Source organism: Micromonospora sp. NPDC050695 (assembly GCF_040654415.1).
Classification (GTDB): Bacteria; Actinomycetota; Actinomycetes; order Mycobacteriales; family Micromonosporaceae; genus Micromonospora.
In genome coordinates, this window is the sequence record NZ_JBFAHZ010000006.1 from 34,598 (window position 1) to 59,900 (window position 25,303).

The 25,303-nt window shown below is 71.7% G+C and carries 19 protein-coding genes; 7 read left to right on the forward strand and 12 right to left on the reverse strand.

Annotated elements, in window-relative coordinates; genetic code table 11:
* Positions 1–19 precede the first annotated feature (19 nt).
* Both AB0H52_RS06170 and AB0H52_RS06175 read left to right on the forward strand, forming a co-directional pair.
* Positions 20–1,528 carry a tryptophan 7-halogenase gene (locus AB0H52_RS06170; protein ID WP_357945578.1) on the forward strand — a complete coding sequence of 503 codons (1,509 nt, stop codon included), beginning with the start codon at positions 20–22 and terminating at the stop codon, positions 1,526–1,528.
* 14 nt (positions 1,529–1,542) lie between these two features.
* A complete protein-coding gene (locus tag AB0H52_RS06175; protein ID WP_357945582.1) occupies positions 1,543–2,925 on the forward strand; it encodes a condensation domain-containing protein in 1,383 nt (460 codons plus the stop codon).
* A gap of 64 nt (positions 2,926–2,989) precedes the next feature.
* Here AB0H52_RS06175 and AB0H52_RS06180 read toward each other — a convergent pair whose 3' ends face one another.
* From AB0H52_RS06180 to AB0H52_RS06195, 4 genes are all read right to left on the reverse strand, one after another.
* Entirely contained in the window at positions 2,990–4,003 is a 1,014-nt protein-coding gene (locus tag AB0H52_RS06180; RefSeq protein WP_151488419.1) for an SDR family NAD(P)-dependent oxidoreductase, read from the reverse strand.
* A gap of 92 nt (positions 4,004–4,095) precedes the next feature.
* Positions 4,096–4,518, reverse strand: coding sequence for an SgcJ/EcaC family oxidoreductase (locus AB0H52_RS06185; protein ID WP_151488418.1), 423 nt, complete (start codon positions 4,516–4,518; stop codon positions 4,096–4,098).
* 31 nt (positions 4,519–4,549) lie between these two features.
* Positions 4,550–5,710 (reverse strand): acyl-CoA dehydrogenase family protein, encoded by a 1,161-nt coding sequence (locus AB0H52_RS06190; protein WP_225854168.1) that lies wholly within the window; start codon positions 5,708–5,710, stop codon positions 4,550–4,552.
* A 277-nt stretch (positions 5,711–5,987) separates the two neighbouring features.
* Positions 5,988–7,004: an RNA polymerase subunit sigma-70 gene (locus AB0H52_RS06195; RefSeq protein ID WP_357945757.1), complete on the reverse strand. Its 1,017-nt coding sequence runs from the start codon at positions 7,002–7,004 to the stop codon at positions 5,988–5,990.
* 298 nt (positions 7,005–7,302) lie between these two features.
* Between AB0H52_RS06195 and AB0H52_RS06200 the strand changes: the two genes are divergently transcribed.
* Positions 7,303–8,697, forward strand: coding sequence for an FAD-dependent monooxygenase (locus AB0H52_RS06200; RefSeq protein WP_357945586.1), 1,395 nt, complete (start codon positions 7,303–7,305; stop codon positions 8,695–8,697).
* Positions 8,698–8,942: 245 nt separating this feature from the next.
* On the opposite strand, the gene AB0H52_RS06205 is transcribed toward AB0H52_RS06200, so the two are convergent.
* The gene (locus AB0H52_RS06205) at positions 8,943–10,568 is read right to left on the reverse strand and encodes an MFS transporter (RefSeq protein ID WP_357945589.1); all 1,626 of its coding nucleotides are present in this window, start codon (positions 10,566–10,568) and stop codon (positions 8,943–8,945) included.
* 263 nt (positions 10,569–10,831) lie between these two features.
* On the opposite strand from AB0H52_RS06205, the gene AB0H52_RS06210 reads away from it, so the two are divergent.
* A complete protein-coding gene (locus tag AB0H52_RS06210) occupies positions 10,832–12,406 on the forward strand; it encodes a 4-hydroxyphenylacetate 3-hydroxylase N-terminal domain-containing protein (protein ID WP_151488414.1) in 1,575 nt (524 codons plus the stop codon).
* Between the two features lie 3 nt (positions 12,407–12,409).
* Here the strand turns inward: AB0H52_RS06210 and AB0H52_RS06215 are convergent, their stop codons facing one another.
* The 4 genes from AB0H52_RS06215 to AB0H52_RS06230 form a co-directional block, all read right to left on the reverse strand.
* Positions 12,410–13,726 carry a DUF4872 domain-containing protein gene (locus AB0H52_RS06215; RefSeq protein WP_225854165.1) on the reverse strand — a complete coding sequence of 439 codons (1,317 nt, stop codon included), beginning with the start codon at positions 13,724–13,726 and terminating at the stop codon, positions 12,410–12,412.
* Between the two features lie 263 nt (positions 13,727–13,989).
* Positions 13,990–15,345 (reverse strand): FAD-binding monooxygenase, encoded by a 1,356-nt coding sequence (locus AB0H52_RS06220; protein WP_225854164.1) that lies wholly within the window; start codon positions 15,343–15,345, stop codon positions 13,990–13,992.
* A gap of 80 nt (positions 15,346–15,425) precedes the next feature.
* Positions 15,426–15,659, reverse strand: a complete 234-nt coding sequence (locus AB0H52_RS06225; protein ID WP_357945593.1) for a hypothetical protein — start codon at positions 15,657–15,659, stop codon at positions 15,426–15,428.
* A 34-nt stretch (positions 15,660–15,693) separates the two neighbouring features.
* Complete coding sequence (locus AB0H52_RS06230; RefSeq protein ID WP_151488410.1) at positions 15,694–16,509, reverse strand: hypothetical protein; 816 nt, start codon at positions 16,507–16,509, stop codon at positions 15,694–15,696.
* A 315-nt stretch (positions 16,510–16,824) separates the two neighbouring features.
* On the opposite strand from AB0H52_RS06230, the gene AB0H52_RS06235 reads away from it, so the two are divergent.
* Positions 16,825–18,210 (forward strand): aspartate aminotransferase family protein, encoded by a 1,386-nt coding sequence (locus tag AB0H52_RS06235; protein WP_357945596.1) that lies wholly within the window; start codon positions 16,825–16,827, stop codon positions 18,208–18,210.
* A gap of 102 nt (positions 18,211–18,312) precedes the next feature.
* Positions 18,313–18,894, forward strand: coding sequence for a TIGR03086 family metal-binding protein (locus tag AB0H52_RS06240; protein WP_357945599.1), 582 nt, complete (start codon positions 18,313–18,315; stop codon positions 18,892–18,894).
* Here the strand turns inward: AB0H52_RS06240 and AB0H52_RS06245 are convergent.
* Together AB0H52_RS06245 and AB0H52_RS06250 are read right to left on the reverse strand one after the other, a co-directional pair.
* Entirely contained in the window at positions 18,878–20,098 is a 1,221-nt protein-coding gene (locus tag AB0H52_RS06245; protein WP_151488408.1) for a cytochrome P450, read from the reverse strand. The two genes, AB0H52_RS06240 and AB0H52_RS06245, sit on opposite strands and share 17 nt — an antisense overlap.
* 73 nt (positions 20,099–20,171) lie before the next feature.
* Entirely contained in the window at positions 20,172–21,419 is a 1,248-nt protein-coding gene (locus AB0H52_RS06250; RefSeq protein WP_357945602.1) for a cytochrome P450, read from the reverse strand.
* 280 nt (positions 21,420–21,699) lie between these two features.
* Between AB0H52_RS06250 and AB0H52_RS06255 the strand changes: the two genes are divergently transcribed.
* Positions 21,700–22,884: an acyltransferase gene (locus AB0H52_RS06255; RefSeq protein ID WP_357945605.1), complete on the forward strand. Its 1,185-nt coding sequence runs from the start codon at positions 21,700–21,702 to the stop codon at positions 22,882–22,884.
* Between the two features lie 124 nt (positions 22,885–23,008).
* Here the strand turns inward: AB0H52_RS06255 and AB0H52_RS06260 are convergent, their stop codons facing one another.
* Positions 23,009–25,192: a molybdopterin-dependent oxidoreductase gene (locus AB0H52_RS06260; RefSeq protein WP_357945608.1), complete on the reverse strand. Its 2,184-nt coding sequence runs from the start codon at positions 25,190–25,192 to the stop codon at positions 23,009–23,011.
* Between the last annotated feature and the right edge of the window lie 111 nt (positions 25,193–25,303).

The window sequence follows — 25,303 nt, forward strand, 5'->3', positions numbered from 1 at the left end:
GGCGGACGAGGGAGATCCGATGACCGACCGAGAGTACGACTACGACGTGGTGGTGGTCGGTGGTGGCCCGTGTGGCTCCACCATCTCCACCCTGGTGGCCATGCAGGGTCACCGTGTGCTGCTGCTGGAGAAGGAGCGGTTCCCGCGCTACCAGATCGGGGAGTCGCTGCTGCCGTCCACGGTGCACGGCATCTGCCGCATCCTCGGCGTCGAGGAGGACCTGCGCCGGGCCAACTTCATGCCCAAGCGGGGCGGCACGTTCCGGTGGGGCGCCAACCCCGAGCCGTGGACGTTCTCCTTCGGCCTCTCCTCGAAGTTCGCCGGCGACGCGGCCACCGCCTACCAGGTGGAGCGGATGCGCTTCGACCAGATCCTGCTGGACAACGCCCGGCGCAAGGGCGTCGAGGTCCGGGAGGAGACCTCGGTGGTCGACGTGCTCACCGACGCCGACACCGACCGGGTCGACGGTGTGCTCTACGCCGGCCCGGACGGCGTCCGCCGCGAGGTCCGCAGCCGGTACGTCGTCGACGCCTCCGGCAACAAGAGCCGGATCCACACCCGCGTCGGCGGCCAGCGGCGGTACTCCGAGTTCTTCCGCAACCTGGCCCTGTTCGGCTACTTCGAGGGGGGCAAGCGGATGCCGGCCCCGAACCGGGGCAACATCCTCGCCGTCGCCTTCGACGCCGGCTGGTTCTGGTACATCCCGCTGACCGAGGAGCTGACCAGCGTCGGCGTGGTGCTGATGCCCGAGGCGTTGGACCGCGCCCAGGGCGACCGGGAGAATGCACTGCTCGATCTGATCCAGCAGTGCCCGATGATCGCCGACTACCTCTCCGACGCCCGCCGGGTCACCGAGGGGCCGTACGGCGAGATCCGGGTCCGCAAGGACTACTCGTACATCCAGGAGAAGTTCTGGCGGCCCGGGCTGGTCCTGGTCGGCGACGCCGCGTGCTTCATCGACCCGGTCTTCTCCTCCGGCGTGCACCTGGCCACCTACAGTGCCCTGCTGGCCGCCCGGTCGATCAACACGGCGCTGGCCGGTGGGGTCGACGAGTCGACCTGTTTCGAGGAGTTCGAGGTGCGCTACCGCCGCGAGTACGCGCGGTTCCACGACTTCCTGGTCGCCTTCTACGACATGCACCAGGACGAGAACTCGTACTTCTGGAAGGCGAAGAAGGTCACCAACAACACCACCGCCTCCGAGATGGAGTCGTTCGTGGAGTTGGTCGGCGGCGGCTCCTCCAACGAGGCCGCGCTCGTCTCGTCCGGCGCGTACACCGGGCAGCGGGGCGCCGCGTACCAGGAACTCGCCGAGCTGGTGGCGCAGCCGGTGGGCACGGCCGGGGAGGACCGCGACCTGCTGCGTTCCACCCTGGCCCGGTCGGTGTCCAAGGAGGGCACCCGGATCCAGGTGCAGGCCGAGCTCGGCGAGAGCACCGACGAGAACGTCCCGGTACGCGAAGGAGGGCTGGTGCCCTCCACCGACGGCCTGCACTGGTCGTCGCCGCCACCGCGGCCGGCCGGCTGATGGAAGGGAGCCCGATGACCGACACGCTGCTGCCCCCGCCGACACCGGCCGGTGATCCGGCGGCGGAGGCACCGATCCGCGTCCCGCTGTCCCTGCAACAGGAGTTCCTGCACCACATCGACCACGGTGACCAGACCGGGCCGTTCGGCCCGCGGTACACCATCGTCGGCGGTTGGCGGGTCACCGGCGAGCTGGACATCGACACGCTGCGCCACGCTCTCGACGACGTGGTGGTCCGGCACGAGACGCTGCGTACCTCGATCGTCCGCGACGGCACCGAGGCGTACCAGCAGGTGCGCCCCCCGGCCCCGGTGCCGCTGGAGGTACGCGACCTGCGGGCGGGACCGCAGCGCAACCGGGACCTGGTCGCCGAGGACTTCGCCAACGAGATCGAGGCCGGGGTGTTCGGCATCGACGAGATGCCCCTGCTGCGGGCGGTGCTCGGCCGCTTCGACGCCCACGACGGCGTGCTGGTCCTCGCCGCCCACCACACCGCGGTGGACGGCTGGTCGGTGCACCTGGTGTTGCGCGACGTGGCCGAGTTCTACGCCGCCCGCCGGGAGGGCCGCGCGCCGGAGCTGCCGTCGGTGCGGCAGTACCGGGAGTACGTGCGGTGGCAGCAGGAGAGCCAGGCCAGCGACAAGGTGCGCCGGGCGCGGGAGTTCTGGCGGGACAACCTGCGCGGCGCGCAGGTGGTGGCCGTCCCGACCGATCGCACCCGGTCCGAGGAACCGTTCGTGACGTCCTGGTACCGCTTCCTGCTCGACGAGGAGTTCCGCCGGGCCACCGCCGATCTGGCGGCGCGCACCCGCAGCACCCCGTTCATGGTGCTGCTGGCCGCGTACCTGACCCAGCTGCGGGCGCAGACCGGGCGGACCGACCTGGTCGTGCCGACCTTCACCCCCGGGCGGCACCCAGCCTGGGTGCAGAACACCGTCGGCTCGTTCTACAACTTCCTGCCCATCCGGGTCGACCTGGCCGGCGCCGACGGTTTCCTGGAGGTGATCGCCCGGAGCCGGGCGGCCTGCCTCGCGGCGTACGCGCACGAGCTGCCGTTCATCCAGATCCTCGAGGAGGCGCCGGACATCATGAACGACGCCATCGGCCCGAACGCCGCGGCGTGCGTGCTCCAGGTGACCCAGTCGCCGGACATGATGTTCGGTCAGCAGCACGGCGACCTGCACTTCGCCGCGATGCGCCGGCGGATCGTGTCGGCCTCGGTCGGTTCGCAGATCCCCGACGGGGTGCTGTTCGGGCTGGAGGCGTCCCCCGAGGGCGGCCTGGTCGGCAGCGTCGGCTTCACCACCAACCTGTTCGTCGAGAGCACCGTCCGGTCGATGGTCACCACCTTCCGGCAGACCCTCGTCGACGTGCTGGACGGGCCGGGACGCGCCTGAGCTGGCAGAGACGACGCCGGCGGTGACCGTGGAGGTCACCGCCGGCGTCGTCCGGCGTGGTGGGTCAGTCCGGCTGCGCGGCCTTCCCGGCCTGCCGGCGGGTGATCCGGCGGGTGCGGTGCAGCCACCGCGTGGCGTCCCGGATCGTCTCGGCGACCGCACGGGTCGGCGCCGGCGCGTCGCGGTCGGTCCGCACGTCGCAGTGGCAGGTGTAGACCGCGCCGTACTCCACCGGGATGTGCCAGGGCCAGACGCGTTGCAGCGCCGACGTGGCGGCTCCCACCGGCAGCACCGCCGCCGAGGGCAGGTAGGCCACCGGCAACCGGCGGCCGGTGACCGCGCGTACCGTCGCGACGAACTCGGCGGTGGACAGGTACCGGCCGGGCGCCAGTAGGCGGCGCGGTCCCAGCCCGGGGCGCAGGGCGGCGACGTGCAGGTCGGCGACGTCGCGGACGTCGCCGACCGGGAATCCGCCCCGCGGCCAGATGGGCAGCTGCCCGCGCAGCAGCGTCCGCAGCCGGTCGAGCTGGTCGCCCAGGTGCGGGTCGTGGGGCCCGAGGGTGGCCATCGGGTACGTGACGACGACCGGCGCGCCCGACTCCTGGTGCCGGCGAGCCACCTCCTCGGCCGCGGCCTTGGTGGCCATGTACCGCTCGCGTGGCCGGCCCACCGGCAGGTCGGTGTCGAGTGGGCGTCCCCCGGTCGGTGCCAGGGCGACGAACGACGACACGTGCACCACCGGGTCGGCACCCGCCTTGACGGCCGCGTCGAGGACCACCTCGGTGCCCCCGACGTTGACCTCCCGCATCCGCGCGTGCCGGCGGGTGTCGAAGGAGTAGACCGACGCGGCGTGCAGCACCGCGCCGCAGTCGTCGACCGCCCGGCGCACCGACTCCGCGTCGGTCACGTCCCCGACCACGGTCTGCACGTCCCGTCCGGTCAGCCCGAGCGGGCCGAGCGCGCGGTCCACCGCGTCGGGGTCACGGACCAGCAGCCGCACCGTGTGCCCGGCGCGGTGCAGGGCCGCAACCGTGTGCGACCCGATGAAGCCGGTGCCACCGGTGACCAGTATCCGCACGTTCGCTCTCCTCGCGTTCGCTGGTGGGCGGGTCGACAGGGCGACGGCGCCGGTCGGAGGGGGATTCCGACCGGCGCCGCCGTCGTGTCGGGTCAGCCGGCGTCGCGCGGGCTGTTCTGGTAGGCGGCGAGTCGCCAGCCCTCGTCGGTGCGCACCAGCAGCCACGAGGCGCGGATGGCGCGTTCGGCGGGCACCTCCGTCTCACCCGGGCCGAGGACGCCGCCCTCGGTGAGCAGGAGGGCCACGTCGGCGCCGAGGAAACGCACGTCGAAGGGCTGACCGGTCACCTGGGTGCCCTTGTACGGGCCGGCGAAGCCCTTGGCCATGAAGGCGCGGATGTCGTCGCGGCCCTTCTGGGTCAGGCCGGGCAGGATCATCGTGCCGTCGGCGGTGAACACGTCGGCGAAGGCGTCGGCGTCGTTCGCCGCCCACGCCTGCACGATGCGTCCGGGTACCGCGGCGACGGCGGCCTGGTCGTCGGCGGACACGTCCGGTGCGAGACTGTTCGTGGTCACGGGAGGGATCCTTCCGTCGTAGGGCACGTGCTCAGAGGTAGAGGGTGTTCGGGGCGAGTCCGCAGAGGATCCGCCCGTACAACTCCGCGTTGGTGGTGGGGTTCATCAGCGCGTGCAGGTTGATCGCCTGCACGTCGCGGGCGATCCGCTGGATGGGTACGTCGTTGTAGACCGACGAGCCGCCGCTGGCGAGGGCGAAGACGTCCACCGCCTCCTTCCCACGCCGGCACACCGCGCCGAGCTGGGCGCGGGCCCGGGCCCGCTCCTCGATCGTCCACGGCGAGCCGTCCAGGGCCCTGCCGTCGACCAGGGCGGCCAGTCGCTGCGCGTGGAACTCCGCCTCGTCGCTTCTCTGCACCGCGTCGGCCACCTGGTGGTGGGTGATCGGCGCGTCCTGCTGACGGTCGTAGTCGGTGTAGGTGATCTTGCGCTCGGGCAGCCGCTCGAAGAAGACCTCGCGGGCCGCCCGGGTCAGCCCGACGACACTGCCGACCGAGGAGGCCGAGGCGACCGGCAGCAGGGGAGACCGGTACATCGGCGACGCCGCGTTGGCCGTCGACGCGCTCTGCCCCTGCACGATGGCACCCAGCGGCAGCACCCGGTCCGCCGGGACGAACAGGTCCTGTGCGACAGTGCTGACGCTGCCGGTGCCGCGCAGGCCACCGGTGTGCCAGTCGTCGATGATCTGCAGGTCCGACATCGGCACCAGCGCCACGATCGGCATCGGCTCGCCCTGCGGGCTGAACTGCACGGCGACGATCTCCTGCCAGTGCGCGTGCAGCGCGCCGCTGATGAAACCCCACTTGCCGTTGACCACGACACCGCCGTCGGCCGGGGCGGCCGTGGCGGTGGGGCTCAGCGTGCCGCAGACCCGTACGTCGGGGGTCGAGAAGACCTCGTCCTGCACGTGGTCCGGAAAGAGGCCCACCATCCAGGTGGGGATCCAGTACACCGAGGCGACCCAGGCGGCGGAGCCGTCTCCCCGGCCCAGTTCCGAGGCGACCTCGACCAGCGTCCGGGTGTCCACCTCGTAGCCGCCGTACCGGACCGGCCGGCGCAACCTGAAGACGCCGGCGTCGGCCAGCGCGTCGATAGCCTCGTCGTGGACGCGGCGGTTCTCGTCGGACCAGGCCGCGTGCCCGCGCAGCACGGGTACGAGGTCGCAGGCGCGTCGGACGAGGTCCTCGGCCATCGGGACATCGGTGGTGAGCAAAGCACCCTCCTTGGACATGTCGGCTGGGCGGTGCGGGCGTCCCCGGTCGCCACGGCGGGCGTGTGCGGTGCGGGGCTGCTGCTCCACCGGGGACGGGCGCCGGTCGGCGCGGCCGGTCAACCCCGAGGATCACAGAGGCGGGATGTGCCCCGCATCTCCCCGAATGCGTTGCGGCCGGCGGTGCTCGGCCGCACGTCAGCGTGGTCGCCCGACCCGGCGCGGCGGGTGGGTGTCGCCCCTGCGCGGGGGCGATCGGTCACAGGGTCGTCGGCAGGCCGAACGCCGGGAACAGGTCCGGCTCGAAGGCCGTGATCTCGACGATCTTGCCGTCGGAGATCCGGAGCACCTCCAGCACCTGCGGGCGGAACGCGGTGTCACCCGGACGGCGTACGTAGTGGGCCGCCGCCGGCTGCCGGTTGGCCCGGGTCGGCACACTGCGCCATTGGCCGAGGTAGGCCGGCGAACCCGGGTCGAGCACGTCACGCAGGCTGGCCAGGAAGGCGGACCGCCCCCACCAGGCCGGATCGGGCATCCCCGGCACGCAGGGCACCGACATCGGCATGGTGATCCGGATGTCCTCGCGCAGCAGTTGGGCCATCGCACCCGTGTCGGCGCGCTCCAGCACCCCCATGTAGCGCTGCAGGAGCGCTCGTTCCTCGTCGGTCGGGTCCTCCGCGGGCGCCCACTCGATCCGGTGTGGCGGCAGGTGGTCCTTGAGGTTGGCCCGGGCCCGCTGCAGGGCGCTGTTGGCCGACGCGACGCTGACCTCCAGCAGCTCGGCCGCGTCGGCGGCGGGCCAGCCGAGGACGTCGCGCAGGATCAGCACGGCCCGCTGGCGCGGTGGCAGGTGCTGGATCGCGACCAGGAACGCCAACTCGATGGTCTCCTTGGCGACCACCGCCGCGTCCGGCTGGGCGTCGGCCGGCGCGGCCGGCTCGAGCAGCCGGTCCGGATAGGGCTGCAGCCAGTACACCTCGTCGGGTGTGGTGGAACGGGCGCCGCCCTCCGACAGCAGTGGGCCGCGGCCGGCCCGGGGCTGGCGGGGGTGGCGGCTGAGGAAGTCCAGGCAGGCGTTCGTCGCGATGCGGTAGAGCCAGGCGCGGAACGTGGACCGGGCCTCGAACGTGTCCCGTTTGCGCCAGGCCCGCAGAAACGTCTCCTGGACCTGGTCCTCGGCGTCCTCGAAGGACCCGAGCATCCGGTAGCAGTGGACCTGCAGTTCGCGGCGGTGGGTCTCGACCAGGCGGCCGAAGGTGACCTCGTCGAGGGGCATCGACGGGCCTGCCTCGAACTGGGTGGAGTTGACCTTGACAAGGCTCACGGATCGTGCCCCGCTCCCGACAGCAACTGCTCGATGACGGTCGGCCAGAACCGTAACACGGCCACGGTGTCGGTCAGCTCACCTTCGGTCACGTCGGGAACGTCCGTCACCCGTACCGCACGTCAAAGGATGCGACCGGCACCGGGTGACCGTGACGCTGGCCGTGCGGCCCGTGCGGCGACCGCCGCGGCGTCCCCGGCCCCGTCGCCGCCGGCCGATCGAACCGGTCGTCGTCAGGGAGGTTGCGGCAGTGAGTGAGATCGGTAGACGCGCCGTCGTGCTGGGCGGCAGCATGGCCGGCGTCCTCGCCGCCCGGGTGCTGGCCGAGTCCTACGGCGAGGTCCTGGTCGTCGACCGGGACACGCTGCTGGGCGTACGCGAGCCCCGCCGCGGCGCACCGCACACGGTGCACGCGCACGGCCTGCACGCCCGCGGTCACCTGAACATGGAGGAACTCTTCCCCGGCATCACCGACGAGCTGACCGCCGATGGCGTGCCGACCGGTGACCTCGGCGAGATGCGCTGGTTCTTCAACGCCCGCAAAATCCTTCCCGCCCGCACCGGCCTGGTCTCGGTGACCGCCCCCCGGCCGGTGCTGGAACACCACGTCCGCAGCCGGGTGGCGGCCCTGCCCAACGTGCGGTTCCTGGAGCAGCACGACGTCCTCGGCCTGACCACCACCGACGACCGGGAACGCGTCGTCGGTGTCCGGGTCCGCTCGCGCGCCACCGACGCCCAACCGCAGGAACTGGACGCCGACCTGGTGGTCGACGCCACCGGGCGCGGCTCGCGTACCCCGGCCTGGCTGGCGGAACTCGGTTACCAGCGGCCGGAGGAGGACCGGGTCAAGGTTGGGCTGGCCTACACCACCCGGCACTACCGGCTGCGTCCGGAGATGTTCGACGGCGTCCAGTCGATCAACCCGGTCGCGTCGCCCGCGCACCCCCGTGGCGCCTTCTTCGGGCAGGTCGGCCGGGACGTCTGCATCCTGTCGCTGACCGGGGTGCTCGGCGACCACCCGCCGACCGACCCCCAAGGCTTCCTCGCCTTCGTCCGTTCGCTGCCGGTGCCGGACGTCTACGACGCGGTGCGTGACGCCGAGGCGCTCGACGACCCGGTGTCGTTCACCTTCCCGGCGAGCGTCCGGCGGCGCTACGAGCGGCTGACCCGGATGCCCGACCGGCTCCTCGTCATGGGCGACGCGGTGTGCAGCTTCAACCCGGTCTACGGGCAGGGGATGAGCGTCGCGTCCATTGAGGCGCTGAAGCTGCGCGAGCACCTGCGGTTGGGACGACCGCCGCAGACGGGCGCGTTCATGGCCGACATGTCCCGCGTGATCGACACGCCGTGGGACATCTCCGCCGGCGGTGACCTGGACTTCCCGGGCGTGCAGGGCCGGCGCACGCTGCAGGTGCGGGTCGGTAACGCCTACATGGCCCGAGTGCAGTACGCGGCCACCAGGGACGCCCGGGTGACTGACGGCTTCATGCGCGTGGCCGGCCTGATCGACCCACCACAGGCGCTGATGCGGCCGTCGATGGTGCTGCGGGTGCTGCGACACGCGCCGCTGCGACCGGTCGCCCCGCCCGCCACCCCGGCACTGGCCCCGCCCACGGCCGACACGGCGGCGCCACCGGCTGCCTGATCCCCGTCCGCCGCCGGACACCGCCCCGGGCCGAGCACCGGCCCGGGGCGCGACGTGTCCCGCCGGCCCCGGCATGTCCCGCCGGTGTCGCATGTCCCGCCGGCCCCGGCATGTCCCGTCGGTGTCGCATGTCCCGTCGGGCGCGGCTCGCCCGCCGCGCGGCATGGGGACGTCGAGCACGTACGCCGGCCGCCCCGGCACCCGAGCGGGTGTCCGGGGCGGCCGCGATACGAGGGGCCGGTGCGTCAGTGCACCGGCTGCGCCGAGTCGGCGGTCTCCGGTGCCGGCTTGGCCTCCTTCGGGGGCATGCCCGGCATCGGCATGTCACCGAGCGACGGCACGTGCCGCAGCCCGACGAACGCCACCACGGCCAGGGCGATGAAGACGAAGACGCAGACCAGCGCGACAGTGTTCAGGCCGCTGGTGAACGCCTCCCGGGCCGAGTCGAGCAGCGAACCCGCGGACGGGCCACCGACCTGCTCGGCCACCACGGTCGCACCCGCGATGCTCTCCTTGGCGGTGGCCGCGGCGTCCGCCGGAAGTTCGCCCGGGACGGTGACCTGACCCCGGTACGTGGCGGTGCCGATGAGGCCGAGGATGGCCACACCCAGGGCGACACCCAGCTCGCCGACGGCCGAGGAGAGCGACCCGGCGGCGCCGGCCTTCTCCGGAGGCGTGGAGGACATCACCAGGAACGGGGTCATCGGGCCGACGGACGCGCCACCGACGTAGACGATCGCCAGACCGACCAGCAGGGTGGTCAACCCGGCGGTGCTGCCCACCTGCGTCAGCACCACCATGCCGACCGCCGCGATCAGGGAGCCACCGGTGAGCACGTACGCCGGACGGACCTTGCGGGCGATCGCCGGCGCCAGGTTGCCGACGACGATCATCACGAGGGACGGGATCAGCAGCAGGGTGCCGACCCGCACCGGGGTGAGCCCCTCGACCATCTGCATGTAGAGGCTGCCCATCAGACCGGCGCCGCCCATGACGAAGGCGATCATCAGGGCCATCGTCAGCGCCGTCGAGAGCGCGCGGATCCTGAACAGGCTCAGGTCCAGCAGCGGGTGGGCCAGCTGGGCCTGCCGGCGCAGGAAGACGACGAGGAAGACCAGCCCCGCGACGAGGGCGATCAGCGGCACCGGCTCCCAGCCGTTGCGCGCCAGCTCCTTGAGACCGTAGACGAACGGCAGGATGGCCAGCAGGGACAGCGCCACGCTGAACAGGTCCAGTCGGCCCGCGGTCGGGTCCTTCGACTCGGGGATCAGCACCGGGCCGGCGATCAGCAGCAGACCCATGATCGGGACGGCGAGCAGGAACACCGAGCCCCACCAGAACGCGCCCAGCATCAGGCCGCCGATCACCGGGCCGAGCACCACACCGGCCATCAGGGACGTACCCCAGAGGCCCATCGCGGCGCCCATCTGCTTCGGGTCCTTGAACATCGTCCGGAGCAGCGCGAGGATCGACGGGATCAGCGTCGCGCCGGCCACGCCGAGCAGGGCGCGGGCGATGATCAGCACGATCGTGGAGGTCGCGAACGCGGCCAGCAGCGACGCCGCGAGGAACGCCGCGCCACCGAACAGCAGGACCTTCTTGCGGCCGACCCGGTCACCGAGCGTCCCCATCGTGACCAGGAAACCGGCGATCAGGAACCCGTAGATGTCGGAGATCCACAACTGCTCGGTGCTGCTCGGCCCCAGATCAGCGGTCACGTGTGGCAACGCCAGGAACATGACGTTGAGATCCACCGTCGTCAACATGGTGGGCAGGCACATCACGGCCAGGCCGAGCCACTCCCGCCAGGTGGCCCGAGGAGCCACGGCCGGGGCGGCGGCTGCGCCCGCCTGCCCGTCGACTGTAGTCATGGTCTTGGTCCTCTCGATATCGGCCGCGCTGTCCTGCGGCTCACTGTTGAGACGGCAGGCCCGGGCAAAAGTCATCGCTCCCCGCGACTCCGGTGTCCCGGATCGTCCGACGCGACCACCGGCGTCTTCCCGGTTGCGCTCTGCGGCGTACCACCTTGTCCCGCTCTCCGGCGCTCACCATGCTGAATGCGGACCAGACAAGGCGCGACGGCTGCCCGGTCCGTCCCGCCTGGCGGCCTGCCCGGCCCGGCGAAAGGCGTTCCATGACCGAGTTGGTTGACCGTCCGACGACCGGCGTCCGCCGGACCCGCCCGATGACCGGTGACGAGTACGTCGAGTCCCTGCGCGACGGACGGGAGATCTACCTCTACGGCGACCGGGTCCGCGACGTCACCCGGCACCCCGCCTTCCGCAACCCGGTACGGATGACCGCCCGGCTCTACGACGCGCTGCACGACCCGCGGTCCCGTCCGGTGCTGACCACGCCCACGGACACCGGCAGCGAGGGCTGGACGCACCGGTTCTTCACCACCCCCCACTCCGCCGAGGATCTCGTCGCCGACCAGCAGGCCATCGCGGCGTGGGCCCGGTTGAGCTACGGCTGGATGGGACGCAGCCCGGACTACAAGGCCGCGTTCCTCGGCACGCTCGGCGCCAACGCCGACTTCTACGATCCGTTCGCCGACAACGCCCGCCGCTGGTACCGCGAGGCGCAGGAGAAGGTCCTGTACTGGAACCACGCCATCGTGCACCCGCCGGTGGACCGGTCCCGGCCGCCGGACGAGGTCTCCGACGTCTTCGTCCACGTGGAGCGCGAGACCGACGCCGGGGTGATCGTCAGCGGCGCGAAGGTCGTCGCCACCGCCTCGGCGCTGACCCACCACAACTTCCTGGCCCACTACGGCCTTCCGGTCCGCAAGCGGGAGTTCGCCCTGGTCGCGACCGTGCCGATGGACGCGCCGGGGATGAAGCTGATCTGTCGACCGTCCTACTCGGCCAGCGCCGCCGTCATGGGCAGCCCGTTCGACTACCCGCTGTCGTCCCGACTGGACGAGAACGACACGATCCTGGTGCTGGACAAGGTCCTCATCCCGTGGGAGAACGTGTTCATCTACGGGGACCTCGGCAAGGTGCAGATGTTCGCCGGCCGGTCCGGCTTCACCGAACGCTTCACCTTCCACGGCTGCACCCGCCTCGCCGTGAAACTCGAGTTCATCGCCGGCCTGCTGGCCAAGGCCCTGGACACCACCGGGACGTCCGACTTCCGGGGCGTGCAGAGCCGGCTCGGGGAGGTGCTCGCCTGGCGCAACCTGTTCTGGGGGCTCTCCGACGCGGCCGCCCGCAACCCGGTGCCGTGGCACAACGGCGCGGTCCTGCCCAACCCGGCCTACGGCATGGCGTACCGCTGGTTCATGCAGGTCGGCTACGCCCGGGTACGGGAGATCGTCCTGCAGGACGTGGCCAGCGGCCTCATCTACGTCAACTCCAGCGCGGAGGACTTCGCCAACCCGGACCTGCGTCGCTACCTCGACAAGTACGTCCGTGGGTCGGGCGGCGTCGACGCGGTCGAGCGGGTCAAGCTGATGAAGCTGCTCTGGGACGCGGTCGGCTCCGAGTTCGGTGGCCGGCACGAGCTGTACGAGCGCAACTACGCCGGCAACCACGAGAACACACGGGTCGAGCTGCTCAACGCCCAGATCCTCGGTGGCGAACTGGACAGCTACAAGGCGTTCGTCGACAGGTGTCTGGGCGAGTACGACCTCGACGGCTGGCTGGTCGACGACCTCGACTCGTTCCAGGACCTGCGCGGGCTGCGCGACGTGCTGCGCGACCGGTAGGGCTCAGCCCACCACGTGGCGCAGCGCCCCGACGGCCTCCCGCTCGGTGTCGTAGACCGCCTGGATCTGCTCGGACAACCGGGGCAGGTCCGGCTCGGCGGGCGGCTTGCGGTCGTACTCGGCGATCAGGTCCCACAGCGTGTCGGCGGCCTCGGCGCGGTCGGCGACGGCCGGGTCGCCGGCCGCGACACCGGCGGAGATGGTGGCGACCAGCTCCCGCAGCCGGGCGTACTCGGGGACGTCCCAGGGCAGCGCCGTCTCGGCGATCTCGTGCCACAGCCGGGCGGACTGGCGGAACAGCTGCGCCGCGTCCGCCGCCGCGTCGGCGGAGTCGCCGAGCAGGGGCGCCGCCTCGTCCAGGAAGTCCGCGTAGAGGTCGCGCAGGTTGCCGCCGGTGAGCCCGGCCGGCTCGACGTGCTCCCAGACCGACAGCAGCGTGGTGGCCATCCCGGCCTTGCCGTACAACGTGGGCCAGCCCTTGGCGTTGCGCTCGTCGGTGACCAGGCGGCTCCACTTGCTCCACGCCGGCAACGCCACCGTGGCCGCCTTGGCGTCCAGGTGCGCGACGCAGTCGGCGATGCCGGCCCGTACGGCGTCGGCCAGGGCGTACGTCTCGGGCACCGTGTGCACCACGATCATGCGGTTCTTGGTGGAGCTGACCCGGGCCCGGGCCTCGGCGAGGATGTCCGCGTCGACGGTGAGCGGGGCGAGGTTGCGGTCGTCGACCCGGATGCCGTCGTCGGTGAGCGCGTACGCCACCAGGGGGCTGCGCCGGGCGCCGGCGAAGACCGGACGGCCGCGGCCGGCCAGGGCTGGTGCCGCGGGCAGGTGCCAGTACCCGACCAGCTGCCGGTCCGGTGCGATGAGGACCGGGTTGCCGTCGGTGAGCTGCTCGTGCAGCGTGGTGGCGGCGGCCTTGCTGCTGCCGGTCGTCTTCACCTGGTAGCCGACGCCGAGCCGGTCCATGGTGCGCTCGGCCCAGTCGTGAAACGTCCACCGGTACCGGAATCCCAGGAACAGGTTCGGCGTCTGCCCCTTGATCTCCCAGAGCATGTAGCCGGCTCCGAGGCCGCCGCCGACGCCGAGCAGCATCGCCTCGCTCAGGTGCGCCCCGGTGGCGTCGCCGCCGAGATGGGTCAGCACGTTGGTCACGTTGGAGGTCTCGGCGTGCAACCCGCCCCGTAGCGCCCAGCCGGCGTCGGTGACCGGCTTCGGCGACGTCCGGGCGCCGGACAGGCCGGCACGCGCGGTCGCGTAACTCTCGCCGGTCCGGGCCATCCGGGTGCGGATCCGGGCTTCGCTGGGCTTGCGGGTGGTCATGGTCCCCCTCGGGCGAGCTGTCGCTGGTGGCCGACGGGGCGGCCGGGTACGCCGCCGGGCGCCCCGGATCCGCCGGCGCCCGGCGCGCCCGGTCGACGCCTCGTCGGAGGATACGTGCTCCCGGCGGGCGTCGGGGGCGGTTCGACACGCGCCGACCACCACGACGAACGGACCCCGTCCCTGGTGGGACGGGGTCCGGCGGGCCGGCGTACCGGCGGTGTCGGTCACACCGGGAAGCGACCAGGCCCCGGGTGACCGGCGGGTCAGATCCGCCCGCCGAGCAGCGGCATCTCGGCCCGCGAGTGACGCATCACCCGCCAGACCACGCTCGGGCGCAGCAGCGCCTCCAGCGGGTCGACCAGACCGGCGGAGCGCATGAACGCCTCGGTGAGGCTGGCGTCCTTGGTGGCGGCCAGGTGCAGCCGCTTCATGTAGGCGTGCAGCAGCTGCACCTTGCGGGTACGCCGGCCCTCGACGTCGGGGAACGTCAGGTTGATCGCCTCGGTCATCTCCCAGGCCGGGTCGATGATCCGTCCTACCGTGCGCATGAACTCCTTGGACCGGGGGGCCTGGCCCGTGCGCAGCAGGTCCCGCAGCGCCAGCGCCTCCAGGGCGGCGAGCGTCTGGGCCTGCGCGAACACCGGATTCGGGGTGCAGACCGCGTCGCCGAGCACCAGCAGGCCGTCGGGGAAACGGGACATCAGCTCGTAGCGCCGGCGCAGCGTGGTGGGGAACTTGAACAGCACCGGGTCGTCGAGCGGCTCGGCGTCGGAGATGCCCTCGTAGATCTCCGGGGCGGACAGCGACTTGACGAACTGGTTGAAGCCCTCCGGGTCGGTGGGCGGGTGGTCGCCCATGATGCCGTAGGTGGTCAGCTCGACCCTGCCGCCGTCGGACTTGGTGAAGATGGCGCCGCGGGGGTTGTCCGGCGACGCCACCGAGATGATCGAGTGGCTGGTGCCGAACGGGTCGTGGCGCAGCTTGTAGTGCCGGGTGACGTAGCCGAGCCCGATCTTCGTGCCCTCCTCCGGCACGCGCTGGTAGCCCTGCGCCTCCAGCCAGACCGGGGTACGCGAGCCCCGCCCGGTGGCGTCGACGACGAGGTCGGCGGTGAGTGTCTCCTCGCGGTTGCCCTCGCCCTGACGCTGCACCCGCGCGCCGATGACCCGGGACTTGTCCGTGCTGAACACCAGGCCGGTGATGTCGGTGCGCTCCATGAAGGTGACGTTCTTCAAGGCGGCGATCCGCCGCCGCACGTGCGCCTCCATGACCGGTCGCCGGGCGGCGACGCAGGTCAGGCCGGCCCGGGTCTGGGCCAGCGGCCTGCCGTTCATGTACCACTTGACCGTGCCGGCCAGGTCGGTCAGCGGGCAACCGGCGGTGACCATCTGGGCGGTGATCTCGGGGAACAGGTCTTCCATCGCCCGGGAGCCCCGGGCGATGAGGCCGTTGATGTGCCGGCCCTGCGGCGCGCCCCGCCGCGCGTCCCAGACGTCGATCAGCTCGTCGCGGTCGACCAGGACGACCTCCCGGTAGCCTTCGCTGAGCGCGCTGGCGGCGAACAGCGCGGTGATGCTCCCGCCGAGCACCACCACGCGATTTCCAACTTCGGAACCCACGGCTACCATCTCCTACCTGTCGAGCGAAACCGGGGAAGCTGTCAACGGTTCTGCGCGGCCTCCCCGCCAATGCCATGTCCTCATTCGTCGAAAGAGGACGAGGAATCTGGCCGGGTGAGGCACTGCGCCTCAATCGGGGAAATGGTGGTGAACCGCTGGTCAGCAATCTCCGAGAATGGCGTGCCGACTGTTTTTCGCCTTATCGGCCACGAGGTAATGGTGGCATTCAACGGCAGGGCGGGCATCTTCTGTGTTGCCCCGGTCGGTGCGTCCGCGGCCGAGGGTGGCCCGACCGCGGACACGACCGTGCCCACGCCCGCAGCGGGCGTGGGCACGGAAGGGGTGGGTTCAGGAGAGACCGCGTGCGGTGGCCAGCCGGTGGAAGTTCGCGGCCATCTTGTTGGCCGTGGCCGGGTCGGTGACGATGCCGTAGTACAGCACGTTGCCCATCACCACCATGACGATGTGCTTGAAGCGGTCGATCCCCCCGTCCGGGCCGACCGCACCGTAGAACGTCTTGAGCACGTCGGTGCCGGCCTTGTCCTTCTGCGGCGGGAAGGTGATCCGCTGGATCAGGCCCTTGGTCTCGGCGCCGGCCAGGGGTGGCGTCTGGAAGTCGACGTTGCTCAACGTGCCGGGGACCTTGCCGTCCAGCGTGATGTCGCCCTTGGCGCACGCCGTCGCGGCCTTGTGCATCGCCTCCAGCTTCGGACCCTCCGGCAGCTCGACCACGAACTGCGCGAAGAAGTTGTCGTGGCCCAGGTTGTGGTCCTTGCCCACCGGGCTCGCGGTGTTGAACTGCATGTACCCGTTCAGGCCGGCGATGCTGGCCGCCGGCGCGGTCTGCAGCGGGGTGCTGGCGGCGTCGCCGATGGTCACGTAGTTCACGCACGAGTCCGGAGTGAAGGCCATCCCCTTCGGAGGCGCCAGCAGCGACTTCTCCGCCACCTGCTTGAAGTCGAAGGTCAGCACCTCGTCCTTGCTCTGGTCCTCGTGCGGGTTGGTCAGCAGGTCCTTGAGGTCGGCCGGCGCCTTCGGTGTCGCCGGGGCCGGCGCCTCGGCCTTGGCGTCGCTGCCGCCCGAGCCGCCGTCGGCGCAGCCGGCGGTGAGCACCAGCAACACCGCGGCCACCGCCGTGGTTATCTTTCCGCCCCGTACAGGCATCTTTCCCCCCATCCTGGTAAATGCGGTGTCCATTCCGCTCTGTGTCGGCACCGTCATCTCGAACGCGTACGGTAATCAGCGGCCCCGCCGGCTTGCATCTTCCAGAATGCTTATTTCCCCGGCCCGGTCGCCGCCGCGACCGTGACCGGCGCTGCGCACGCCGGAAGATGTTCGGGCCCCGACCGGCTGCCATTGTTTCGGGGAGTCCACCGCCCGGCCGGCCGGTGCGGTAGCGCCCACAGTGGACCCTGCCCGCGCGGTCGTCGCCACCACGTTCCGGGAAGCCCGCATCGTCTGCAACGAGGGAGTAGTCACGTGACGATTTCTACGTCCAGAGCCGGGCGCGCCGTGTCCGGTGCCGAGCTGGGGGAGTTGGACAAGCGCTACGTCCTGCACTCCCACCAGCGCGACCAGCGGCCGTTCCGCCGCATGATCGTGCGCGGCGTCGGCTCCACCGTCTGGGACGCCGAGGGGCGGGAGCTGCTCGACATGCTCGGCGGCGGCATCTGGGTCGCCCAGGTCGGCCACGGCCGCCGGGAGCTGGCCGAGGCGGCCGCCGCGCAGATCACCGAGCTGGCCCACTTCACCAGCTTCTTCGAGTTCGGCAACGACAAGTCGGCGCTGCTCGCCCAGCGCCTGGCCAACCTCGCGCCGGGCGACGTCAACCGCGTCTTCTACACCTCGGGTGGCTCCGAGGGTGTGGACACCGCCATCAAGCTGGCCCGGCTGTTCCACCACCGGCGCGGGCAGACCGAGCGCAACTGGATCATCGCCCGGCACTTCGGGTACCACGGTGCCACGCTGGGCGGCGGCACCGCGACCGGCATCCCGGACATGCAGGTCGGCGTCGGCCCGAACCTGCCGCACGTGGAGAAGGTCACCCCGCCGTACCCGTACCACAGCGAGATGTACGGCGGCGCGGACCCGACCGACTTCCTCCTGCGGGAGCTGGAGGCGACGATCGAGCGACTGGGGGCGGAGAACGTCGCCGCGATGATCGGTGAGTCGATCCTCGGCGGCGGCGGCGTGATCGCGCCGCCCTCCGACTACTGGCCGCGGGTGCGCGAGCTGCTCACCGGCTACGGCATCCTGCTGATCGCCGACGAGGTGATCACGGCGTTCGGGCGTACCGGCGCCTGGTTCGACTCCGCCGAGCGCGGCATGGACGCCGACATCATCGTCACCGCGAAGGGCCTGACCAGCGGCTACCTGCCGCTGGGCGCGGTGCTGATGCGCGACCGGGTGGCCGACGTGATGGCCGCCGGGGAGGCCAGCTTCTTCCACGGCCACACCTACTCCGGTCACCCGACCGCCTGCGCGGTCGCCCTGGCCAACCTGGACCTGCTGGAGAACGAGGGGCTGCTGAAGCGGTCCCTGGAGATCGGCGACTGGCTGCGCGCCGGGCTGGCGCCGGCCGCGGCGCTGCCGGCCGTCGGCGAGGTCCGGGTCGAGGGCGCCACCGTCGGCATCGAGCTGGTCAGCAACCCCGAGACGCGGGAGCCGGTCGCGCCGGACCTCGCCCTCGCCGTCGCCGACGAGCTCTACGAGAACCACCGGGTCATCACCCGCAACTACGGCCCGACGCTGGTGCTCTCCCCGCCGCTGGTCCTCGACGACCAGCAGGCCAAGCGGGCGTCCTCGGCGATCGTGGACGTGCTGTCCCGGCTGGACGTCAAGGCCGGCAAGGTCAACCCCAGTTGACCGATCCCGATCCCCGGTGCCCGGTAAACGGCTGTCCCCGCCGATGCCGGGCACCGGCGCGTGTGGACCGTCCCGACACCGGACGCGTCCTATAGTGCCGGGATGGACGAGGTCGCGGACCGGTACGTGCGGCGCGTGGAGACCTTCGCCCGCGCCGCCGCGACGGTGCCGGACACCGGCTGGGGCGCTCCGACGCCCTGCGGGGACTGGACGGTACGGGACCTGGTGGCCCACGTCGCCGAGATGAACCTCATCCACTTCGGCCGGGTCGGGGTGACACCACGGCCGGTGCCGTCGCTGGCCGAGGACCCGTCCGGGGCGTGGCACGCGATCCGGGAGCAGGTCCAGGCCGCGCTCGCCGACGTCGACGTCGCCGGCGCACGGGTCGGCGGACGGCTCGGCGACTGGACGTACGCGCAGGTCGTCGACCGGGCGATCGGCATGGAACTGGTGGTGCACCAGTGGGACCTGGCTCGCGCCCTCGGCTGGCGGGCCCGCATCGACCCGGCCGACGTGGATCACCTCTGGCACACCATCGAGCTGGTCGGCGAGGAGGAGGTCCGGTTCGGTTTCGGGCCGGCGGTCCCGCCCCCGGACGACGCCGACGCGCAGGCCCGCCTCCTGGCGTACCTGGGCCGACACGACGACGGCCGTCGAGGAGCCCCGCTCAGGGGCGCGGCGTGAACGTCACCGGCAGCCGCTCCAGACGGTGCAGGACGAAGCTCGCCTTCCACGTCAGGTCGTCGGCCGGTACGGCGAGCGCGAGGCCCTCCAACCGGCGCAGGACCGTCTCGAACGCCACCTCGCCCTCCAGCTTGGCCAGCGGCGCCCCGAGGCAGAAGTGGATGCCGTGGCTGAAGCTGAGGATCTGCCCCTTGTTCTCGCGGCGCACGTCGAGCCGGCCCGGGTCGGTGAAGACCGACGGGTCGTGGTTCGCCACCGCGGCGGCGATCACCACGTGCTCGCCGGCACGGATCTCGAAGCCGCCGATCTCCAGCGGCTCCCGGGCGAAGTGGTAGGTCACGCAGGAGACCGGGCTGTCGTAGCGCAGCAGCTCGTCGACCGCGTTCGGCATCAGCGTCGGGGTGGACCGCAGCAGCTCGGCGGCGTCGGGGTGACGCAGCAGCGCCAGCAGCCCGTTGGCCACCAGGTTGACGGTTGTCTCGAAGCCGGCGCTGAGCAGCAGCAGCGCGTTGGAGCGCAGCTCCAGGTCGCTGAGCCGGTCGTCCTTCTCCTGCGCGGCGATCATGGCGGAGATCAGGTCGTCGCGGGGATCCTGGCGGCGTAGCTCGACCAGGTCGCCGAGGTACTGGTCGAACCAGGTGCCGGCGGCGATGATGGAGTCGAAGCTGGCGGAGGCGTTGATCCCGGTGAGGGTCTCGGCATGGTGCTCGAACTCGGCGCGGTCCTCGAACGGGACGCCGAGCATCTCGCTGATCACCGCGATCGGCAGTGGCAGCGCCAGGTCCCGGACGAGGTCCGCCTGCCCCTGCGCGAGCACGGCGTCGAGCAGCCGGTCGGTGATCTCCTGGATCCGTGGCTTCATCTGCTCGACCCGGCGGCGGGTGAACGCCTTGGACACCAGCCGCCGCAGCCGCGCGTGGTCCGGCGGGTCCGCGAAGAGCATGTGCCGGGAGAGCGGGTAGTCGTCGCTGGCCAGCGGGTGGTACTTGTGCAGCTCCGGATCGGCGGCCTCGACACTGCGGACCAACCTGGGGTCGGACAACGCCTCCCGCGCCTCGCGGTTGCCGGTGACCAGGACGGAGGGCATGCCGTCCGGCAGGGTCACCCGGTGAACCGGGCGTCGCTCGCCCAACTCGGTGAGCAGCGCCAACGGGTTGGCGAACACCTCGGTGCTCAGCGCGACCGCGCCGTCTGGGTTGTGCATCGGACTCCTCGTGGACTGCGGCGGGTGGGCAGGTCGTCGGGCGGGGCGCCCGGTGTGGCGGTCGGAGGGCGGCTCACCAGACGATGGGCAGGCAGGCCAGGCGCTGGACGTCCCCGCTCTGGAAGGTGGGGATCTGCGCGGCCGGCACCGCGAGCCGGAGGTCGGGCAGCCGCCGCACCAGGGCGCGGAACGCGATGTCCAGCTCCAGCCGGGCCAGGTTGTGCCCCAGGCAGTGGTGGATGCCGTAGCTGAAGGCGAGGTGGTTGGACGGCGGCCGGGTGACGTCCAGGGTGTCCGGGTGACTGGTGACGGTCGGGTCGAGGTTGGCGCCGGCGAAGCTGACCAGAATGCCGTCTCCGGCCCGGATCACGTGTCCGCCGATCTCGATGTCCTCCACGGCCACCCGGGCGAGCTGTTCGACCAGCGAGATGTGGCGCAGCATCTCCTCGACGGCGCCGGGCACCAGGTCGGGGTCGGCCACCAGGCGCTGGTACTGGTCCGGGTTCTCCAACAGGGCCAGGGTGCCCAGCCCGATGATGCTCGAGGTGGTGATGGTGCCGGCGACCAGGATCGCCATCGCGAAGGAGACCAGCTCCTTCGGGGTCAGGGTGCCCTGGGAGACCTGCCCGGCGATGAGGTCGTCGATGAGGCCGGTGGCCGGTTGCGCCTGCCGCGCCTCGACCAGGCCGGTCAGGTACGCGGTCAGCCACTCCATCGCCTCGTCGGCCCGTTCCGGCTCGAACAGGTCGCGGGTCAGCGGCTCGAAGATGGCCCGGTCGGCGTACGGCACGCCGAGGTAGGCGCAGACCACCCGGGTCGGCACCGGGGTGGAGAAGGTGGACACCAGGTCGCCGGGCGATCCCTCGTCGATGAGGGCGTCCAGGCACTCCTCGACGATGCGCTCGATCTCGGGGCGGAGCACCGCCACCCGCCGCACCGTGAACCGTGGCACGAGCATCTGCCGCTGCCGGGTGTGCTCCGGGGGGTCCACCCCGAACAGGGCACCGGCGAAGCCGCCCTCCTCCTCCTTGGCCATCTCGCGGGTCGCCCGCATCCGGGTGTGGCGTTCGTCCATCACCGGGTAGTTGGGGAAGTCCGAGCGGTTGGAGACCCGGCGGTCGGCGAGCAGGGCGCGGGCCTCGGTCGGCCCGGTGATGAACCAGGCGACCTTGCCGTCGTACAGCCGGACCTTCGAGATCGGTCCAGGCTCACGGAGCCGGGCGGTCTCCGGCGACGGCCGGTACGGGCACTCCCGGGGAATCGGGTAGCTCGGCAGCTCCGCCGAGCCCGGCTCCGATGTGGTCTTCGTTGGCACGGCCATGGCCACCCCTCGTGAGGAAAGGCGGAACTCCTCGTCCCGCGGACGGCGCGGTCTGCTGCTGACACGACGCTGTCAACCGTCTCGTCCCTCGGCTGGCCTGCGCATCCTCCGGATTGCGATGGGCGGTGCGGGTGCCCGGTCCGGCCGGCCGCACCCACCCGCAATTCCGCAATTCGAGAGAACTGGCGAGGGATCCACGTTGCTAGATTGCCGGCAACGCAAATGCCAGTCGCGTTAGCCGTGTAGACAAGCCTGGCGCCTGGAAAGGACGGCCGCGAATATGACAGCGATAGACGAGGCGGCGACGCAGGCAAAGGAGTCCGTTCCGACGAGACTCCCATCCCTGACCGCACTGCGCATCATCGCCGCGAGTCTGGTGTTCATCGGGCACGGGCTGATCTACCCGATGTTCCGCAACGACGACGTCAACGAGGTGTACGGCATCCTCGCCCACAACACCGGCTCGGTCGGCGTCGCCTTCTTCTTCGTCCTCAGTGGTTTCGTCCTCACCTGGTCGGCCCGGTCGACCGACACCACCGGATCGTTCTACCGCCGACGCTTCTTCAAGATCTTTCCCAATCACGTGGTGGTCTATCTCGGCGTGCTGGCGCTGATGCTGGTCGCCGGTCTGCCGGTCATGCTCGGGCCGACCCTGGCCAGCCTCCCGCTCATCCAGGGCTTCCTCCCGGACCCGAACTACCACCTGTTCGCCGTCAACGGCGTCACCTGGTCGCTCTCGGTCGAGCTGCTGTTCTACGCGCTCTTCCCGGCACTGCTGCCGCTGGTGAACCGGATCCGGCCGCAGCGGCTCTGGCTCACCGCCGGGCTGTTCACCGCCGGCGCGATGCTGCTGCCGGTGATCGCCCGAGCGGCGCTGCCGGACTCGCCGCTGAGCCCGATGTCGACCACGCTGAGCTGGACCGAACAGTGGTTCGTCTACTTCTTCCCGCCGGCGCGACTGTTCGAGTTCCTGGTCGGCATGGCGATGGCCCGGATCCTGATCTCGGGTCGCTGGATCGGGTTGCGTCCCCTGCTGCCGGCGCTGCTGCTGGTGGTGGTCTACGCGGCGACCGTGCCGCTGAGCCTGATGGACGGCTACCAGTCGGTGCTGCTCGTGCCGATGGCCCTGCTGATCACCGCCGCCGCGGCGGGCGACGTGGCCGGGCGCGGATCACTGCTGAACAACCGGCCGATGGTGTGGCTCGGCGAGATCTCCTACGCCTTCTTCCTGGTCCACGTGCACGTCCTGTTCCTGCTGCACGCCGCGGTGAACGGTCAGCTCGGCGTGCGGGCGGCGTATCAGCCGTACCAGTTCGACACGGTCACCGGCATCGCGTTCCTGGTGGGCGTCTACCTGGTCTGCATCCTCGTCTCCTGGGTGCTCTACACCCTCGTCGAACGGCCCGCGATGCGGCTCTGGGCGTACCCCCGACGCGGCGAGCGTGCTCCGGCCGTACCCCGTTGACCCCGCCGCCGGCCCCGGCCGGCCGGTGGACGATCCCCGGTGGGTGGCAGCGTCGCCAACCCGCCGGGGATCCGCCCGTCGACGCGCCCCCGCCGGATCGGGCGGGGGCGCCGCGCTGTGCGGGTCAGTCGGCCGGCGCCAGCGCCGGCGCGACGGTCACCGGCACCCCGCTGAACACGGCGTTGCCGGACAGCACGTCCACGACCGTCTCGTCGGTGAGCGCGTTGGCGTTCACCCCGGGGTCCAGGGCCGCCAGCCGTTGGCCGGTCCGGCGGTGCCCCCAGCCGTGCGGCAGGCTCACCACGCCGGCCATGACCGTGTCGTTCGCCTCGACCGCGACGACCACCTCGCCGGCGGCGGACCGGACGACGGCATGCCCGTCGAGCCCGAGCCGGGCCACGTCGGCCGGGTTGACGTGCAGGGTGCAGCGGTTGCTGCCGCCCACCAGGGTGGAGGTGTTGTGCAGCCAGCTGTTGTTCGAGCGCAGTTGACGGCGGCCCACGAGCAGGAACTCCGGCTGCGGCCCGGCGAAGCGGGCCCGCAGGCGCGCCACGTCCGCCGTCAGCTGCGGCGGGGCCAGCTCGACCCGCCCCGAGGCGGTGCGCAGCAGCTCCGGCAGGCGCGGCTCCAGCGGACCCAGGTCGATGCCGTGCGGGTTGGCCCGCAGCTTCTCCAGCGACAGGTCGTACGGGCCGAGCCGCAGCATCGCGTCGAGCATCAACTCCGGGCCGCTGTCACCGGTCAGCTCGGCGCGCAGCTGCGCCACGTCCGCGCCGGCCAACGGTGAGCCCGGTACGGAGGTGCCGCCGCGCAGCACCGCGTCGAGGATCGCCTCGTCGGCCAGCGCCGGGTCGGCGTCGGCGCCCTGACCGGAGATGATCAGCAGCAGCCGGGCCATGATCTCGGCCTCGGACGGCTGGCCCGGTGCCAGCGGCAGGATCTGCGGCGAGAACCGGGTGTAGTTGCGGACCGTCACGATCAGCAGCAGGAAGTCGTAGTGCGGCATCTGGAGGATCCGCGGCGGCGGCAGGATGACGTCCGCGTGCCGGGTGGTCTCGTTGAGGTACGGGTCGATCGCGACCATGAAGTCCAGGTCGGGCAGCGACCGGTCGAGCCGTGGCCCGTTCGGCGCCGAGAGCACCAGGTTGCCGGCGATGCAGACGAACCCGCGGATCCGCCCCTCGCCCAGGCTGTCGATCTCGTCGGCGAGGGTCGCCACCGGGATCTCCCCGAGCACCTCCGGCAGCTTGCGGACCCGGCTGTGCCAGCGGCCCGTGGCGAACGGCTGCCCGGTGCGGAAGATCTCCAGCGCCGCCGTCCGGGTGAACATCACCCCGCCGGGGCGGTCGAAGTTGCCGGTCAGGATGTTCACCACGTCGACCAACCACTGGGCCACCGTGCCGAACTCCACGGTGGACGTACCCACCCTGGTGTAGACGGCGGCGGTGGGGGCCGCGGCCAGGTCCCGGGCGAGCCGCCGGACGTCGGCGGCGCCGACCCCGCAGACCGGGGAGACCGCCTCCGGGCTGAACTCGGCGGCCAGCGCGCGCATCTCGTCGAGCCCCTCCACCTCGATGTCGACCCGGGTCAGCCCTTCGGCGAACAGCGTGTGGACGATCCCGAGGAGCAGGAACGCGTCGGTGCCGGGTCGGACCGGCAGGTGCTCGTCGGCGAACGCCGCGGTCCGGGTCCGGCGCGGGTCGACCACGACGACCCGGCCACCCCGTGCCCGCAGCGCCCGCAACCGGCCGGCGAAGTCCGGTGCGGCGCAGAGCGAACCGTGCGACTCCAACGGATTCGCCCCGATGATCAGCAGGTGGTCGGTCCGGTCCACGTCGGGCACGGCGATGGCGAAGGGGTCGCCGAACATGTAGCCGGTCGAGACGTGCTTCGGAATCTGGTCGATGGTGCTGGCGGAGAAGATGTTGCGGCTGCCCAACGCCTGGGTCAGCGGCTCGCGGTACATGAAGCCCGCCATGGTGTGGTAGGTCGGGTTGCCGAAGTACACGGCGAGCGCCTCGCGGCCGTGCTCGGCGATCACCCCGCTCAGGCCCTCGTCGACCCGGCGGAACGCCTCCTCCCAGGTCACCTCCCGCCACTGGTCCCCGTCGCGCACCATCGGCGTGCGCAGCCGGTCCGGGTCCTCGTCGAGCCGGCCGAGGCTGGCACCCTTCGGGCAGACGTACCCGCCGCTGAACGGGTCGTCGGGGTCACCCCGGACGGCGGTGACGTGGTCGTGGTCGTCGAGGGTAAGCCGCAGGCCGCAGACGGCGTCGCAGATCGGGCAGGTCCGGTGCGCGGTTCGCATGGTGCTCCCTGAGGGGTCGGGCCCGGCGCCGACGGTGGGACGCCGGTCGGCCGGGGGACCATCGAGGTCCCCCGGCCGGGTGCCGACGCGGACGCGCGGGCTGCGGTGACG

Bases quoted from the DNA above. Each gene is read 5' to 3' on its own strand.
- AB0H52_RS06170 (WP_357945578.1), top strand. From the start codon at position 20: ATGACCGACCGAGAGTACGACTACGACGTGGTGGTGGTCGGTGGTGGC.
- AB0H52_RS06175 (WP_357945582.1), top strand. From the start codon at position 1,543: ATGACCGACACGCTGCTGCCCCCGCCGACACCGGCCGGTGATCCGGCG.
- AB0H52_RS06190 (WP_225854168.1), bottom strand. From the start codon at position 5,710: ATGGCCGAGGACCTCGTCCGACGCGCCTGCGACCTCGTACCCGTGCTG.
- AB0H52_RS06195 (WP_357945757.1), bottom strand. From the start codon at position 7,004: ATGCCCCTCGACGAGGTCACCTTCGGCCGCCTGGTCGAGACCCACCGC.
- AB0H52_RS06205 (WP_357945589.1), bottom strand. From the start codon at position 10,568: ATGACTACAGTCGACGGGCAGGCGGGCGCAGCCGCCGCCCCGGCCGTG.
- AB0H52_RS06210 (WP_151488414.1), top strand. From the start codon at position 10,832: ATGACCGAGTTGGTTGACCGTCCGACGACCGGCGTCCGCCGGACCCGC.
- AB0H52_RS06215 (WP_225854165.1), bottom strand. From the start codon at position 13,726: ATGACCACCCGCAAGCCCAGCGAAGCCCGGATCCGCACCCGGATGGCC.
- AB0H52_RS06230 (WP_151488410.1), bottom strand. From the start codon at position 16,509: ATGCCTGTACGGGGCGGAAAGATAACCACGGCGGTGGCCGCGGTGTTG.
- AB0H52_RS06240 (WP_357945599.1), top strand. From the start codon at position 18,313: ATGGACGAGGTCGCGGACCGGTACGTGCGGCGCGTGGAGACCTTCGCC.
- AB0H52_RS06245 (WP_151488408.1), bottom strand. From the start codon at position 20,098: ATGCACAACCCAGACGGCGCGGTCGCGCTGAGCACCGAGGTGTTCGCC.
- AB0H52_RS06250 (WP_357945602.1), bottom strand. From the start codon at position 21,419: ATGGCCGTGCCAACGAAGACCACATCGGAGCCGGGCTCGGCGGAGCTG.
- AB0H52_RS06255 (WP_357945605.1), top strand. From the start codon at position 21,700: ATGACAGCGATAGACGAGGCGGCGACGCAGGCAAAGGAGTCCGTTCCG.
- AB0H52_RS06260 (WP_357945608.1), bottom strand. From the start codon at position 25,192: ATGCGAACCGCGCACCGGACCTGCCCGATCTGCGACGCCGTCTGCGGC.